Source organism: Kribbella sp. NPDC056861, assembly GCF_040687575.1.
Lineage (GTDB): Bacteria > Actinomycetota > Actinomycetes > Propionibacteriales > Kribbellaceae > Kribbella.
In genome coordinates this window covers 637,385-650,240 of record NZ_JBFBNQ010000006.1, presented here as the reverse complement: position 1 = coordinate 650,240, position 12,856 = coordinate 637,385, and the positions used below count along the sequence as shown (strand labels likewise).

Annotated in this window: 15 protein-coding genes and 1 riboswitch; of the genes, 10 read left to right on the top strand and 5 right to left on the bottom strand. The window is 67.3% G+C overall.

Annotated elements, in window-relative coordinates:
• The first annotated feature begins 7 nt into the window (after nt 1–7).
• The 4 genes from AB0P21_RS31275 (at nt 8) to AB0P21_RS31260 (ending at nt 3,712) form a co-directional block, all read left to right on the top strand.
• Entirely contained in the window at nt 8–847 is an 840-nt protein-coding gene (locus AB0P21_RS31275; RefSeq protein ID WP_363701112.1) for a hypothetical protein, read from the top strand.
• On the top strand, nt 844–1,506 hold the full coding sequence (locus tag AB0P21_RS31270) for an alpha/beta hydrolase (RefSeq protein WP_363701110.1): 663 nt from the start codon (nt 844–846) through the stop codon (nt 1,504–1,506). The genes AB0P21_RS31275 and AB0P21_RS31270 overlap by 4 nt, the downstream gene beginning before the upstream one ends.
• A gap of 22 nt (nt 1,507–1,528) precedes the next feature.
• Nucleotides 1,529–1,657, top strand: a riboswitch (TPP riboswitch).
• Nucleotides 1,652–2,986 carry a cytosine permease gene (locus AB0P21_RS31265; RefSeq protein WP_363701108.1) on the top strand — a complete coding sequence of 445 codons (1,335 nt, stop codon included), beginning with the start codon at nt 1,652–1,654 and terminating at the stop codon, nt 2,984–2,986. It overlaps the preceding riboswitch by 6 nt.
• 45 nt (nt 2,987–3,031) lie before the next feature.
• Nucleotides 3,032–3,712 carry a methyltransferase domain-containing protein gene (locus AB0P21_RS31260; RefSeq protein ID WP_363701106.1) on the top strand — a complete coding sequence of 227 codons (681 nt, stop codon included), beginning with the start codon at nt 3,032–3,034 and terminating at the stop codon, nt 3,710–3,712.
• A gap of 87 nt (nt 3,713–3,799) precedes the next feature.
• On the opposite strand, the gene AB0P21_RS31255 is transcribed toward AB0P21_RS31260, so the two are convergent.
• Both AB0P21_RS31255 and AB0P21_RS31250 read right to left on the bottom strand, forming a co-directional pair.
• The gene (locus AB0P21_RS31255; protein ID WP_363701104.1) at nt 3,800–4,366 is read right to left on the bottom strand and encodes a methylated-DNA--[protein]-cysteine S-methyltransferase; all 567 of its coding nucleotides are present in this window, start codon (nt 4,364–4,366) and stop codon (nt 3,800–3,802) included.
• Nucleotides 4,359–4,853 (bottom strand): sigma-70 family RNA polymerase sigma factor, encoded by a 495-nt coding sequence (locus AB0P21_RS31250; protein WP_363701102.1) that lies wholly within the window; start codon nt 4,851–4,853, stop codon nt 4,359–4,361. The genes AB0P21_RS31255 and AB0P21_RS31250 overlap by 8 nt, the downstream gene beginning before the upstream one ends.
• 378 nt (nt 4,854–5,231) lie before the next feature.
• On the opposite strand from AB0P21_RS31250, the gene AB0P21_RS31245 reads away from it, so the two are divergent.
• Genes AB0P21_RS31245 through AB0P21_RS31225 form a run of 5 tightly spaced genes read left to right on the top strand, consistent with a single transcriptional unit; the run spans nt 5,232 to nt 9,752 of the window.
• A complete protein-coding gene (locus AB0P21_RS31245; protein WP_363701100.1) occupies nt 5,232–5,798 on the top strand; it encodes a flavin reductase family protein in 567 nt (188 codons plus the stop codon).
• Nucleotides 5,799–5,819: 21 nt separating this feature from the next.
• A complete protein-coding gene (locus tag AB0P21_RS31240) occupies nt 5,820–6,875 on the top strand; it encodes an ABC transporter substrate-binding protein (protein WP_363701098.1) in 1,056 nt (351 codons plus the stop codon).
• Nucleotides 6,872–7,717, top strand: a complete 846-nt coding sequence (locus tag AB0P21_RS31235) for an ABC transporter permease (RefSeq protein WP_363701096.1) — start codon at nt 6,872–6,874, stop codon at nt 7,715–7,717. Before AB0P21_RS31240 ends, AB0P21_RS31235 begins: the two co-directional genes overlap by 4 nt.
• A complete protein-coding gene (locus AB0P21_RS31230) occupies nt 7,693–8,418 on the top strand; it encodes an ABC transporter ATP-binding protein (RefSeq protein ID WP_363701094.1) in 726 nt (241 codons plus the stop codon). Before AB0P21_RS31235 ends, AB0P21_RS31230 begins: the two co-directional genes overlap by 25 nt.
• A complete protein-coding gene (locus AB0P21_RS31225; RefSeq protein WP_363701092.1) occupies nt 8,415–9,752 on the top strand; it encodes an LLM class flavin-dependent oxidoreductase in 1,338 nt (445 codons plus the stop codon). Before AB0P21_RS31230 ends, AB0P21_RS31225 begins: the two co-directional genes overlap by 4 nt.
• A gap of 182 nt (nt 9,753–9,934) precedes the next feature.
• Here AB0P21_RS31225 and AB0P21_RS31220 read toward each other — a convergent pair whose 3' ends face one another.
• Nucleotides 9,935–10,828, bottom strand: a complete 894-nt coding sequence (locus AB0P21_RS31220) for a nucleotidyl transferase AbiEii/AbiGii toxin family protein (RefSeq protein ID WP_363701090.1) — start codon at nt 10,826–10,828, stop codon at nt 9,935–9,937.
• A complete protein-coding gene (locus tag AB0P21_RS31215) occupies nt 10,825–11,406 on the bottom strand; it encodes a type IV toxin-antitoxin system AbiEi family antitoxin domain-containing protein (RefSeq protein ID WP_363701088.1) in 582 nt (193 codons plus the stop codon). The genes AB0P21_RS31220 and AB0P21_RS31215 overlap by 4 nt, the downstream gene beginning before the upstream one ends.
• Before the next feature lie 151 nt (nt 11,407–11,557).
• Between AB0P21_RS31215 and AB0P21_RS31210 the strand changes: the two genes are divergently transcribed.
• Nucleotides 11,558–12,226, top strand: coding sequence for a Type 1 glutamine amidotransferase-like domain-containing protein (locus tag AB0P21_RS31210; protein ID WP_363701086.1), 669 nt, complete (start codon nt 11,558–11,560; stop codon nt 12,224–12,226).
• Between the two features lie 9 nt (nt 12,227–12,235).
• Here the strand turns inward: AB0P21_RS31210 and AB0P21_RS31205 are convergent, their stop codons facing one another.
• Entirely contained in the window at nt 12,236–12,763 is a 528-nt protein-coding gene (locus tag AB0P21_RS31205; protein WP_363701085.1) for a GNAT family protein, read from the bottom strand.
• Nucleotides 12,764–12,856 lie beyond the last annotated feature (93 nt).

The window sequence follows — 12,856 nt, the reverse complement described above, 5'->3', positions numbered from 1 at the left end:
GTAGCGAATGTCGTCACAGGACTTCCCCACCTACGGCCGGGGCGACAGCCCCGATGAGCCGCGCGAGGGCGAGTACTACGCCAAGCCGGCCCCGTACGGCGGCAACACGTTCGGCCAGGGCGCCTACGCGGACCCGACCCGGCAGCAGCCGGGCCAGCAACAAGGCCAGCCGGGTCAGCAAGGCCATCAGCCCGGCACCCAGCAGTACGGCGACGCCACCCAGTACGACCACACCTACAACCAACCCCCCACCTACCGCCCCGGCCAGCCCTACGGCCCACCGGTAAACCCCCAACCCCACGAGCTGCCGACCTACGGCCGCGAAGGCGAACCAGCCCCCCGCGACCCCCGCGCAGCGCGGGTAGTCCTGCTGGCCGCGATCATCGCCGCCGTCTACGGCCTCCTGGTCATCTCCGTGCAGCGCGTCTCGCTCCGGGAGATCTCCCAGTCACCCGGCTCGCCCCTGAACCACCCGCTCCGCACCGACGTCATCGACACCATCGGCCAGCTCCTGATCGTCTTGGTCGGCTTGGCCGCCGTCGGTATGTGGCTGCGCGACGTACTGAACCGCCGCAAGGTCAACCGCCAGCCGGACCCGTACGAGCTGACCGGCCTCGGCCTGGTCGCCGTCTCGCTGGTCCCCTTGCTGATCTGGCTCATCATGGTGCTGACCACCGGCATGGGCGCGATCGACGACTCACTCGACCGCCTCCCCACCGCGTACGGCTGGGGCGGCTTCGGTCTCCTCCTGCTCGCAGTGGGCTTCGGCCTCGGCTATCGCGAGCTCAAGCCGGCCGTCCGCAACCCTGTGGTCCAGCAGGCCCCCGACCGCGCGCCTTGGGAGTGACTACCCCAGTAGTGCTGCTGCCTGGGCTGGGGCTCGGGCCGGAGTCCTATGCGCCGACAGCGCAGTACCTCAGTACGCCGTACGAGGTGGTCACGCTGCCTGGCTACGGCCACAAGGTGCACCGAGACGACGACCTACGGACAGAGGCGTTGGCAGAGCGGCTTGCCCGGCACCTGACCGAGCCCACGGTCCTGGTCGGTCACTCGGCAACCTGTCAGGTCGCAGTAGCAACAGCGCTCGCACACCCGGACTTGGTGACGGCCCTGGTGCTAGTAGCGCCCAGCGGCGACCGACGGGCATCCAGCTGGCCGACACTGATTGGCAGGTTGCTGCGCTCGGCAGTGTGGGAGTCGCCGCGGCTGGTGCCGGTTCTCCTGAAGCAGTACCTCCGGACCGGCTTGGCGTCGATGGCCAAGGCGATGGACGTCGCCCGGCGCTACGACCTCGCCGCGGCGGCCGAGAAGCTGGAGTTGCCGACCACGATCATCCGCTCGAGCCATGACCGGATCGCCCCGGAGCACTGGACCCACCAGTTGGCCGAGCGAACCGGTGGCGAGGCCTGGACCTTCCCGACCGGCTCGCACCTGCCGGTCCTGACGAACCCCGGCGAGCTGGCCGCGTTCATCAATCGGGCGGCCGGTGTATACAACCGTCAGTGACGCGTTATCGTTGACGAAGTAACAAAACCTCCGCGGGAGCTCGCACCGAATGTTGGCGGGCTGAGAGGGCGACGAGCTGATCGCAGCCGGGTCGCCGACCGCCTGAACCTGACCGGGTAATGCCGGCGTAGGGAGCAGGTCAGCCATGACCACTACTGCTGCACGCACGTCCACGTCCACCGAGGCGCCGCTGGTCCTCACCACGGACACCCCGCGCACGTTGGGATTCCTCGACCAGTTCACGCTCTGGGGCAACTTCGGCATCTCGCTGTTCGGCCCGGTGACCGGCGCGCTCGTCGCGGCGTACACGGGATCGCTGGTCAAGGGACTGCTCGCGGTCGTCGTCGGCTGCGGGCTGGGCGCGCTGGTCGTCGGTGGCGCCGCCGTCTTCGGATCGCACACCGGTGCGCCGGCGATGGCGTGTCTGCGCGGCATGTTCGGCCGCCGCGGCTCGGTGGCGCCGACGGTGCTCAACATCGCGCAGAACATCGGCTGGGCCACGATGGAGATCATCGTCATCTCCCAGGCGGCAGTGGCGGTGACGAGTGAGCGCTGGCGCTGGCTGTTCGTGCTGATCGCGGGGCTGATCGCGACCGCGATGGCCGTGCGCCCGCTGGGCAGTGTCAGGCTGCTGCGCAAGTTCATGGTCTGGCTGGTACTGCTGGCCTCGGTCTACCTGTTCATCCAGGTGCTCAGCAAGCCGGTGCACGACCTGCCGCAGGACGGCATCTTCGGCTTCTGGCCGGGCGTCGACCTGGCCGCGGCCGGTGTCGTCTCGTTCGCGCCGCTCGCCGCCGACTACACCCGGCACTCGCGCACCAACAAGGCCGCCTTCGCCGGCTCCTCCCTCGGCTACGGCCTCGCCGCGATCCTGTACTACGCACTCGGCGTGATCGCCGTCGCCACCTTGCAGACCAACAGCACCGACGTGATCACCGCGCTGGTCACCCTGCCGGCCGGCGCGATCGCCCTGTTCGTGCTGCTGGTGGACGAGGTCGACGAGGCCTACGCGAACGTCTACTCGACCACGATGGCCGCGCACAACCTGGTCGGGCACATCGACCGGCGCTGGATCTCGGTCGCGATCGGCGTGCTGGCCACCGGCCTCGCCCTCTTCGTTGATCTGGGCAACTACACGCAGTTCCTCTACCTGATCGGCTCGGTCTTCATCCCGTTGTTCGCGGTCGCGATCGCCGACTTCTTCGTGGTCAGCAAGATGAACTGGGACGTCTCCGACACCGCCCGGTTCCGCTGGCAGCCGACCGTGGCCTGGGTGTTCGGCTTCGTTGCCTACCAGCTGGTCAACCCCGGCACGGTCGAGGGCTGGTCGCCGTTCTGGCTCGACCTCCAGCAGGCGGTGTTCAACAACCAGCCGGTACCGGGCTGGCTCGGCGCGACGTACACCTCGATCGTCGTCTCGATGCTGGCCGCGATCGGCCTCGGCCGGATCGGCCGCAAGACCGGGAAGGTCTCGATCTAGCAGCTTGTACTGACAGTGACCCAGCGTGGCCGGAATACTGGCGCAATGCTGAACTCTGCACTGCGCAGCCGGGCCGAGTACGAAGAACTCGGGGTCGAGGGGCTGGCCAGTCGCACCACACCCGAACGTGATGCCGCCGTCATCACCGCCGTCGAGGAGCTGCTGGAGGGTCGCGAGTCCGTCCTCGACCTGTGCTGTGGCTACGGCCGGATCAGCCTGCCGTTGCGGCGGGCGGGCAAGGTCGTGAGCGCACTGGACATCTCCCCGAACCTGGTCGAGGCCGGCCTGGCCAAGGCCCGGGAGGAGGAGTTGTCGATCGACTGGGCGATCGGGTCGATGACGGACCTCCCGTACAAGTCGGACTCGTTCGACGCGGTGATCTGCCTGTGGACGGCGTTCCACGAGCTGTTCGCCGAGGACGAGCAGATGTCGACGATCTGGGAGATCTCCCGGGTGCTCAAGCCGGGCGGGCTGGCCGTGATCGAAGGGCCGGTCTGGGGACCGGCGACGGCCTCGGAGATCGCCAACGGGCTGCGGCAGGGGCCCGAGCACCGGATCGTCACCACCGAGCACTTCAACAGCAGCAGCGTGCACTTCATCCACGACGAGGCCAGCTACGGCCGGCTCTGCTCCGCCGCCGGGATCAAGGACTACAAGGTCTACAAGCGGGAATGGGGCGGCCGCCGCCGGCTGATCCTGGAAATCCACCAACCCAGTCACGACTAGTACGAAAAAACAGCAGGCCCCCACTCCACATTGGGGGCCTGCTGCTTTCTCCGCAGCATAAAGGAAATACCGCGGCCGCCGGAAAACTCAGCTTTTCGATTCAAGATTCAGCAAAAAACGTTTGGCCTCCAGACCGCCGGCGTACCCGGTCAGCGCCCCGCTCGCGCCGATCACCCGATGGCACGGAATCACCACACACAAAGGGTTTGCGCCGAGCGCGGTACCGACGGCGCGAGCTGCCTTGGGCCGATCGATCTCCCCCGCGACCTGCCCGTACGTCGTGGTGCGGCCGTAACTGGTGTGGTCCGGAAGATCGGTCAGCACGAGCCGCTGAAATGGCGTCGCGAGGACCAGGTCGAGCGGCAATTCAAACGCCTTTCGTTGACCAGTCAGGTATTCGTCCAGCTGTCGCCGTACGTCGTCCAGCGCGGCCGGCTGCCGTAGTACGCGGGGGGAGATCGCCCGGGCGAGACGGTTGGTCAGGGTCTCCTCGTCGCCGAAGGAGCTGGCCACGACTCGACCGTCCGCGGTGGCGAGCAGCAGGGTGCCGATCGGGGTCTCGTGCAGCGCGTAGGAGACGTCGGCGGTCGGCAGTACCGGCGGGCGGGCGGCTCCGGGAGTCAACCGGCTCAGCCGGGCTTCGAGGTCAGTCATGATCCACTCCGAGTTCGGTGCGCAGGGTCGCGAGCGCGTCGCTGACGAGTCGGCGGGATGCGGCAGGCGTGGTGTCGAGGGCGGCGGCCACGCCGTGGTGGTCCAGGTCGCCGACGTACTTGAGCGTGACGGCGACGCGTTGTCGCTCGGGCAGGTTCTGCACCGCGCCCCACAGTTCGGGATCCGGGAAGTCGGCGGCCTCCGGGCCGGCCACGGCGATCGGGGGCGCGTCGTCCAGTGGGGTCTGCGGTTTGCGGGCCCGGTGCAGGTCGGTCGCGCAGCGGGCGGTGATGGTGAGCAGCCAGCCGCGAAGGTTCTTAGCCGAGGTGAGATTGGGGTAGGCCGCGAACGCCTTCTCCCAGGCGCGTTGGGCCACGTCGTCGCCGTCGACCGGGCCGGCCAGCGCGCGGGCGAGCCGGGCGACATCGCGCCAGTGCTCGTCCACCAACGCCTGGAACGGCGGCAGGGTGACCTTCTCCGAAACCATCACGCCAGTACAACGCACTCACGCTCGGGGATGTGAGGGCAACCCGTGCGCGTGTCGTTCCAGCAGGCGGTCATTTTGGGACCGGTGTCCCGAATACTGGGATTGTCTAGTTCTTCAGTCGACTTAGATGAGAGAGTCGTTGACATGACGACGACCTTGCCGGTGCTGATCAGCAGTCTGCTGACGCGCCGTCGTGTCATCGATCAGATGCGCACCTCCAGCGCCACCTGTCGCTAGTACCAGCGCACTACCGCCTGTCCGTACGACGGCGACGACGCTCCCTGGCCTCGAGAGCCAGCTGTACCTTCATCCGCCCGGTCGCGGTGCGTTTCGGCTTGTCCGCAACCGGTCGTCCCTGCCCCGTCCCGAGGGAGAGACATGTCCGTCCATGCGTTCAACCCTGCCCTGCCCACTCGTCCCGGCCTCAGTGTCGTGCCCCCACCAGAGCCAGAGCTGGAGCGGACCGTCGATGCCGACATCTTCCGCTCGGTGTTCCGCCGGCACGCCGCGTCGGTGGTGGTGATCACCGCGGACGCGGGCAACGGCCCGGTCGGCTTCACCGCCACTTCACTGGTCTCGGTCAGCCTGCTGCCGCCGCTGGTGTCGTTCTCGATCGCCACCACCGCGTCGAGCTGGCCGACCGTGCACCGGGCCGACAGCCTGGTGATCAACTTCCTGGACGCCGGCCAGCACGAGCTCGCCGGTCAGTTCGCCACCAGCGGCATCGACCGGTTCGCCGAACCGACCCGCTGGTCGCGGCTGCGGACCGGGGAACCCGTCCTGGACGAGGCCCCGAGCTACCTGCGGGCTCTGGTCGAGCACCGCTTCGCTGTGGCCGATCACCACATCGTCGTGGCCCGGCTCGCCACCTACGCCGAACGCCGCGAGCACGAGCCGTTGCTGTACCACGACGGCCGTTACGCCACCACCGACCGGCCCTCCTGAACCCCTGTCTGGAAGAAGCTCATGCCTAACAAATCCCTTGCCGCAGTCACCGCCGCCGCCCTGGCCACCCTCACCCTGCTGTCGGGTTGCGGCGGTGACGCCACGGCCGGCGCCGGCCAGAAGCTCGCACTCGACGCCGCGCTGCCCACCGACGTACCGGACGGCGCCAAGATCGTGGTCGGCGATCCGGCCACCCAGGTGGCGTTCAAACTGTCGGGGCAGCTCGACAAGGTCTCGAAGTACGTCCAGTTCGCCAATCTGAGCGGCGGTCCGCAGACCACCGAGGCCTTCCGGGCCAAGGCGCTCGACCTCGGCTCGGTCGCGGAGATCCCGTCGATCCACGCCACCTGGACCGGTTTGCACGTGAAGATCGTCGCGTCCAAGTTTCGGCAGGACCCGCTGAACCACCCGATCTACGAGCTCGGCGTGGCGCCCGGCGTACAGGTGAAGACGCTGGAAGACCTGCGAGGCAAGAAGATCGCCTACAGCCCGGGCCAGGCGCAGGGAGCGCTGGTGCTCAAGGTGCTGAAGAAGGCCGGCCTGACCAAGGAAGACGTCAAGCTGATCGAGCTGCCGAGCACCGGGGACATCTACCCGAACGCGCTGGCGGCCAAGCAGGTCGAGGTCGCGCCGATCGGCGGCGTCTCGATCAAGCGCTACCTGACGAAGTACGGCAAGGACGGCGCGACCACCATCCGGCACGGCATCCGCGACGACGCCGGTCACCTCTACGGGCCGACCGAGTCGCTCGAGGACGCCAACAAGGCCGCCGCGATCAGGGCGTACGTCGCTGCCTGGGGTGTCGCGCAGGACTGGATCGACAAGCACCCGAAGGAATGGATCGAGGGGTACTACGTCAAGGACCAGGGCCTGACCGCGGCCGACGGCCAGTGGCTCGTCGACGCCGCCGGGCACCCGGACATCAGTGGTGACTGGAGCGAGGCGATCAAGCGGCAGCAGGAGACGATCGAACTGCTTGCCAAGGAGACCGACAAGCCGGTGATCCAGGCGAAGGACCTCTACGACCTGCGCTTCCAGCCGATCGCGGCCGATGCGATCAAGGCGGCGGCCAAATGACGCAGCTGGCGATCCCCGGCATCCGCGCCCGGGAGGAACGCGCAGTACCGCAGTCCGTACGCCGTCGGCGGCGGCTCGGGCCGGGCAATCCGATCAAGTTCGGCGCCGCCATCGGGCCGGTCCTGCTGCTGGTCATCTGGTCGATCGGCTCCGCGACCGGCCTGCTCGACCCGCGCATCCTGTCGGCGCCCTGGACCGTGGTCACCACGACCGGCGACCTGATCGCGGACGGCCGGCTGCAGTCGAACCTGTGGACCTCGTCCCAGCGTGCCTTCGCCGGTCTCGGGCTCGGCATCCTGCTCGGCACCGTGCTGGCGCTGCTGTCCGGTCTCAGCCGGATCGGCGAGGCGATCCTGGACGGCCCGATCCAGATCAAGCGCGCGATCCCGTCGCTCGCCCTGCTGCCGTTGCTGATTCTCTGGCTCGGTATCGGTGAGTCGATGAAGGTCGTCACCATCACGCTCGGCGTCTTCGTGCCGATCTACATCCACACTCACAACGGGCTGCGCACGATCGACAGCCGGTACGTCGAACTCGCCGAGACGGTCGGCCTGTCCCGCTGGGAGTTCATCCGCCGGGTGGTTCTGCCCGGCGCGCTGCCCGGCTTCCTGCTCGGCCTGCGGTTCGCGGTGACCGGCGCCTGGCTGGCGCTGGTCGTGGTCGAGCAGATCAATTCGACCAGCGGGATCGGCTACATGATGGAGCTGGCCCGAACCTACGGCCAGACGGACATCATCATCGTCGGCCTGGTCCTGTACGGCGCGCTCGGGCTGCTCTCCGACGGAGCCGTCCGGCTGATCCAGAGGAGGACGCTGTCATGGCGACGCACACTGGCGGACTGAGGACACTCGACAAGGCCGTGGAGGTTCGCGGCCTGACCCGGCGCTACGAGGATCGCGCGGTGCTCGACGATCTCGACCTGAGCATCAAGCCCGGGGAGTTCGTTGCCCTGCTGGGGAAGAGCGGTTCGGGCAAGAGCACGTTGCTGCGGGCGCTGGCCGGGTTGGACTACGGCGTCGAGGGGTCCGGTGAGCTCGGCGTACCGGAGAACGTGTCGGTGGTCTTCCAGGACTCGCGGTTGTTGCCTTGGGCCCGGGTTCTCGACAATGTCGTGCTGGGCTTGAAGAACTCCGACGAGCGCGGCCGGGAGAGTCTCGCCGAGGTGGGGTTGGCGGGACGGGAGCAGGCCTGGCCGAACGAGTTGTCCGGTGGTGAGCAGCAGCGGGTCGCGCTGGCACGGTCGCTGGTTCGCGAGCCGGCGCTGTTGCTGGCGGACGAGCCGTTCGGCGCGCTGGATGCGCTGACCCGGTTGAAGATGCACGTCCTGCTGCGAAACCTGTGCGCCAAGCACCAGCCCGCAGTACTGCTGGTCACTCACGACGTGGACGAGTCGATCGTGCTCGCCGACCGGGTGATCGTCCTCGACGAGGGCCGGATCGTCGCCGAGGAGACGATCGACCTCGCCCAGCCGCGCAGTCCCGCCGACCCAGGCTTCGCGGCCGTCCGCACCAAACTTCTTGACGCCCTGGGAGTCACGCTGTGAGCCGCCACCTGCACCTGAACGCGTTCCTGATGAGCACCGGCCACCACGAGGCCTCCTGGCGGCTGCCCGAGAGCAACCCGGTCGCCAACACCGACGTGGCGCACTATCAAAACCTGGCCCGGATCGCGGAACGCGGCAAGTTCGACTCGATCTTCTTCGCGGACTCGCCCCAGCTGATCGGCGACGTGGGTCGCCGCCCGGCCGGCTCACTCGAGCCGACCGTGCTGCTGACCGCGATCGCAGCGGTCACTACGCGACTCGGGCTGATCGCGACTGCCAGTACGACGTACAACGATCCCTACAACCTGGCCCGCCGCTTCGCGAGCGTCGACCATGTGAGCGGCGGGCGCGCGGGTTGGAACGTCGTCACCACGGCCGGCCCGGATGCGGCGAAGAACTTCAACCTGGCCGATCAACCTGCCCACGCGGAACGCTATGACCGCGCAGCGGAGTTCCTGGAGGTCGCCTACAAGCTCTGGGACTCGTGGGAAGACGACGTAACCCTTGCAGACAAGGAATCCGGCGTCTGGGGCGACAACTCCAAGGTCCAGGCGATCGAGCACGTCGGCCGCCACTTCCAGGTCCACGGCCCTCTCAACCTGCCGCGCTCGCCGCAGGGCCACCCGCTGATCGTGCAGGCCGGCTCATCGGAAGACGGCAAGGGCCTGGCCGCGCGGTACGCCGAAGCTGTCTTCACCGCCCAGCAAACGTTGGAGGACGCCCAAGCCTTCTACGCCGACCTCAAGGCCCGCACCGCCGCCCTCGGCCGCGACCCCGCAACCATCAAGATCCTCCCCGGCATCGTCCCGGTCATCGGCGGCACGGTCGAAGAAGCGCTCCGCCTGGAACGCGAACTGGACGACCTCATCAAGCCCGAATACGCCCGCAAACAACTAGCCAAAACCCTCCGCGTCTCCCCCGAGGACCTCCCGCTGGACCAGCAACTCCCCGCAGACCTCCCCGACGAAGACGAAATCGAGGGCGCCAAGAGCCGCTATACGCTGATCGTCACCCTCGCCCGCCGGGAAAAGCTCACCGTCCGAGAGCTGATCGGCCGCCTAGGCGGCGGCCGCGGCCACCGCACCTTCAGCGGCACTCCCGAGCAGGTGGCTGACGCCATCCAGGACTGGTTCGACGCCGGCGCTGCTGATGGCTTCAACATCATGCCCGCGGTGTTGCCTTCGGGTCTTGAGGTCTTCACGGATCAGGTCGTCCCGATCCTCCAGCAACGCGGCCTCTTCCGCACGGAGTACACCGGCACCACCCTGCGAGACCACTACGGCCTGGCCCGCCCTGCAGGCCGCACGCGGTCTCTGCAGGAGGCTGTCAGCTAACCACCCCCACAGACTTGCCCACCGCGTCCACTCCTCCAGGAACGCGGTGGGCAACTGTGGTTTGAGGCTAGTTGCTGTTCCGGGGCAAAGCAGTGAAGTCTCGAGAGCGAGAGCGAGAGCAAGAACATGAATTTGAAAGATGAGCTTGCTGTTGGGCTGTCCGCTCGGGTGGCAAGTGAGTACTAGTTCCAGACGGCAAGGCGCGGATCCCACTCGCGCCCGGCGACGTCGGCGCGGAGTGGTTCCTCTGCGAATCGGAGCACATCGTCGAGGACGTCGCCGAATTGTTCGGGGAGGTGGTGTGAGGTGTTGCGCCGGCGCCATGCTGCCCATCTGGTCTGGGCGATCGCTGCGTATCCGTCCAGGATCTCCGTCAAGGGGGCCAGGGTCGCGTCGCGGCCGTGGGCGACCTCCTGGATCGCCCGTTGCAGGTCGGAGCCGTTGGTCGGGTGGCGTCTGGCTAGGGTGTAGATGTCGCCGAAGTCGCGCCAGCGGGTGTTCGCGGTACCTCGCTGAACGGCAGTGACGATCTTCTCCGCGTGGACCATGTGGAGCGGATAGCCGGCGATTCTGATCGGATCGCCGCCGCGAAGTCGCGGCACCTCGACAGGCGTCGGACTGGGCCAGATCGGATCGCCCACGTTGACGTCGACATGGAACGGCAGCCGCGCGCTGGCCAGCCGGGCGTCGACGTGTACGCGCACACCGGAGTACTGGTCTTCGTCGCGGATCACCGCCGCGGTGGCGGTGCCGGGGAAGAACTCGATGCCGTCGTCGAGGTGGGCGACCGTGAGCACGGACTGTACGAGTTCAAGGACTGCTTCGGTGGAGTTGGCCAGGTTGCGCCCGGCCAGGTCGACGTCTTTGGTGGCACGGCGGGTGTCGAACGCCGCGAGCAGAACGCCGCCTTTGAGGACGAAGTTGTCGCGGACGGGACTGACAGCCAGTCGTGCGAGGAAGCCTTCGAGGACGTAGAGCTGGAGGAGTTCTTGAGTAGTGCGTCCGGTGCGCTGTGCTTGGCTTTTGAGATCGAGGTAGGCATCGCCTGCCGATGTTCCTCGCGAGACGGGGTTCAAAGAAGGATCTCCAGTGTCTGGCGCAGTGATGTCAGCGTGCGGGGGAAGGCCTTGGCCAGCCGCAGGAGTACCGATGGTTGTCCTCCCCCGCGCAGCCAGCGTTTGAGTGCTTCGTTGGCCAGGTCGGCGCCGTCGATGTGGCTTAGCCGGAATGCGTCGATGATGCTGCGCTCGGCGGAGTAGATCCCGATCGTCCGGCCTGCCCCGATGTCGAGAGAGTCTCGGCCGACGGTGAAGGTGGCGGGATCGAAGTTTCGCCATCTGACCGGGGCGGCGGTCTCTGGTGTCCAGGCGCCGCGCGGGATCGCGATGTCGATCTCCGCCGGGATGTCATCGATCAGGTCATGGCGGGCCAGCGCGGACCGCAGGCAGAGAGTCGCCTGTGAGGATTTGGCAGCGATCTCAATCAGGTCGTCGTCGCCCAGCCAGTCTGTCTTGCGATAGATCCCGCGAGACAGCGAAGTGATCTGACCGTGGGCGATCAGGTTGCGCAGCTGGCGCTCGCTGATCCGTTCGATGGCCTCGGAGTAGCGGAAGGTCTCGGGCAGCTCGCCGAGCAGCTCGTCGTCAGTAGGCACTTCACCCCCTCTCCGGCGGTAATCCTCTACAGCAACGTAACTAGTGTAGAGGATTACCTACACTTCTCGCGCGGTTGTCGGAGCCGGACTGTAGCGTTCGTCGGACAGGAGACAGGGGGCGGTTGATGGCGCAGGAAGCTGTGGAGGGATTGTGAAGCTCCTACTCACCTCCGGAGGCATCACCAACGACAGCATCCGTGAGGCGTTGGTCGGGTTGCTGGGGAAGCCGATTGCCGAGGCGCATGCGCTCTGTATTCCCACCGCACAGTGGGGGCATCCGATGCTCGGGCCTGGCACGGTACGTCGCTCTGTTGCCGGGGAGCCTCCGTTTGACCTGATGACGAGCTTGGGTTGGGCGTCCTTAGGGGTTCTCGAGCTCACTGCGTTGCCCAGCATCGGTGAGGAGCGGTGGGTGCCGTGGGTTCGCGAGGCCGACGTGTTGTTGGTGGATGGCGGCGACGCGGCGTACCTGGCCCACTGGATGCGAGAGTCCGGCCTGGCAGGCGTCATCTTGTCGCTGCCCGAGACGGTCTGGGTGGGGTTGAGTGCCGGCAGCATGGTGATGACGCCGCGGATCGGTGAAGACTTCGTCAACTGGCCTGCCGCGCCGGACGATCGCATGCTCGGGGTTGTCGACTTCTCGATCTACCCGCACCTGGACCACGAGCAGATGCCGTCGAACACGATGGCTAGTGCAGAGCGATGGGCTGCGGATATTGCCGGCCCGGCGTACGCGATCGACGACCAGACCGCCATCAAGGTGGTCGACGGGACCGTCGAGGTCATCTCCGAGGGGCAGTGGAAGGCATTCGCCGGCTAGCAAGTACTTCTAGGCGTCGAGGATCCGCTCCCACAGGAGCCCGTCTCGCCAGTTCCCGTCGAGGAAGATCGAGGAGTGCGCGACGCCGTACGGGCTGAATCCGTTGCGGCGTAGCACGCGCTGCGACGGCACGTTCTCCAAGTTCGTGGAGGCCTCGGCGCGATGCAACCCGAGTTCGTCCGACATCACCTGGAGCACCAGGCCGACGGCGTTCCCCGCGTGCCCTTGATTCTGGGCGACACTGGCGATCCAGTAGCCGACGGAACCGCGGCGCAGGTGCGGTTGCGGGAGGATTCCTCCGACGGTGACCTGCCCGATCACCTGGTCGTCGGCGAGTACCACGCCCGGCCAAGCGGTGCCGGCACGGTGTCCGGCCAGCAAGGTCTCGATCCGCTTCGCTTGACCCTCGGGTGTGAAGAAGTCGGCGGGCTGGGCGGGCTCCCACGGCCTGAAGGCCTCGACATCTCTGGCCCGATGCGCGGCGATCGTCGCCGCGTCGGCGGCCTCGATCAGACGGATCCTGGTCCTGCTGCGCATGGGCTGGTCCTTTCGAGAGGCACGACCCTACGTGATGATAGATATCAAGCTTGGCTTATATAAGTGCAAGCTGCTACGCTTTCGCTCGTCCGG

Excerpts from the sequence above, each read along its gene's own strand:
- AB0P21_RS31275 (WP_363701112.1), top strand. The coding sequence starts at position 8 with ATGTCGTCACAGGACTTCCCCACCTACGGCCGGGGCGACAGCCCCGAT.
- AB0P21_RS31265 (WP_363701108.1), top strand. The coding sequence starts at position 1,652 with ATGACCACTACTGCTGCACGCACGTCCACGTCCACCGAGGCGCCGCTG.
- AB0P21_RS31260 (WP_363701106.1), top strand. The coding sequence starts at position 3,032 with ATGCTGAACTCTGCACTGCGCAGCCGGGCCGAGTACGAAGAACTCGGG.
- AB0P21_RS31255 (WP_363701104.1), bottom strand. The coding sequence starts at position 4,366 with ATGACTGACCTCGAAGCCCGGCTGAGCCGGTTGACTCCCGGAGCCGCC.
- AB0P21_RS31250 (WP_363701102.1), bottom strand. The coding sequence starts at position 4,853 with ATGGTTTCGGAGAAGGTCACCCTGCCGCCGTTCCAGGCGTTGGTGGAC.
- AB0P21_RS31245 (WP_363701100.1), top strand. The coding sequence starts at position 5,232 with ATGTCCGTCCATGCGTTCAACCCTGCCCTGCCCACTCGTCCCGGCCTC.
- AB0P21_RS31240 (WP_363701098.1), top strand. The coding sequence starts at position 5,820 with ATGCCTAACAAATCCCTTGCCGCAGTCACCGCCGCCGCCCTGGCCACC.
- AB0P21_RS31235 (WP_363701096.1), top strand. The coding sequence starts at position 6,872 with ATGACGCAGCTGGCGATCCCCGGCATCCGCGCCCGGGAGGAACGCGCA.
- AB0P21_RS31230 (WP_363701094.1), top strand. The coding sequence starts at position 7,693 with ATGGCGACGCACACTGGCGGACTGAGGACACTCGACAAGGCCGTGGAG.
- AB0P21_RS31205 (WP_363701085.1), bottom strand. The coding sequence starts at position 12,763 with ATGCGCAGCAGGACCAGGATCCGTCTGATCGAGGCCGCCGACGCGGCG.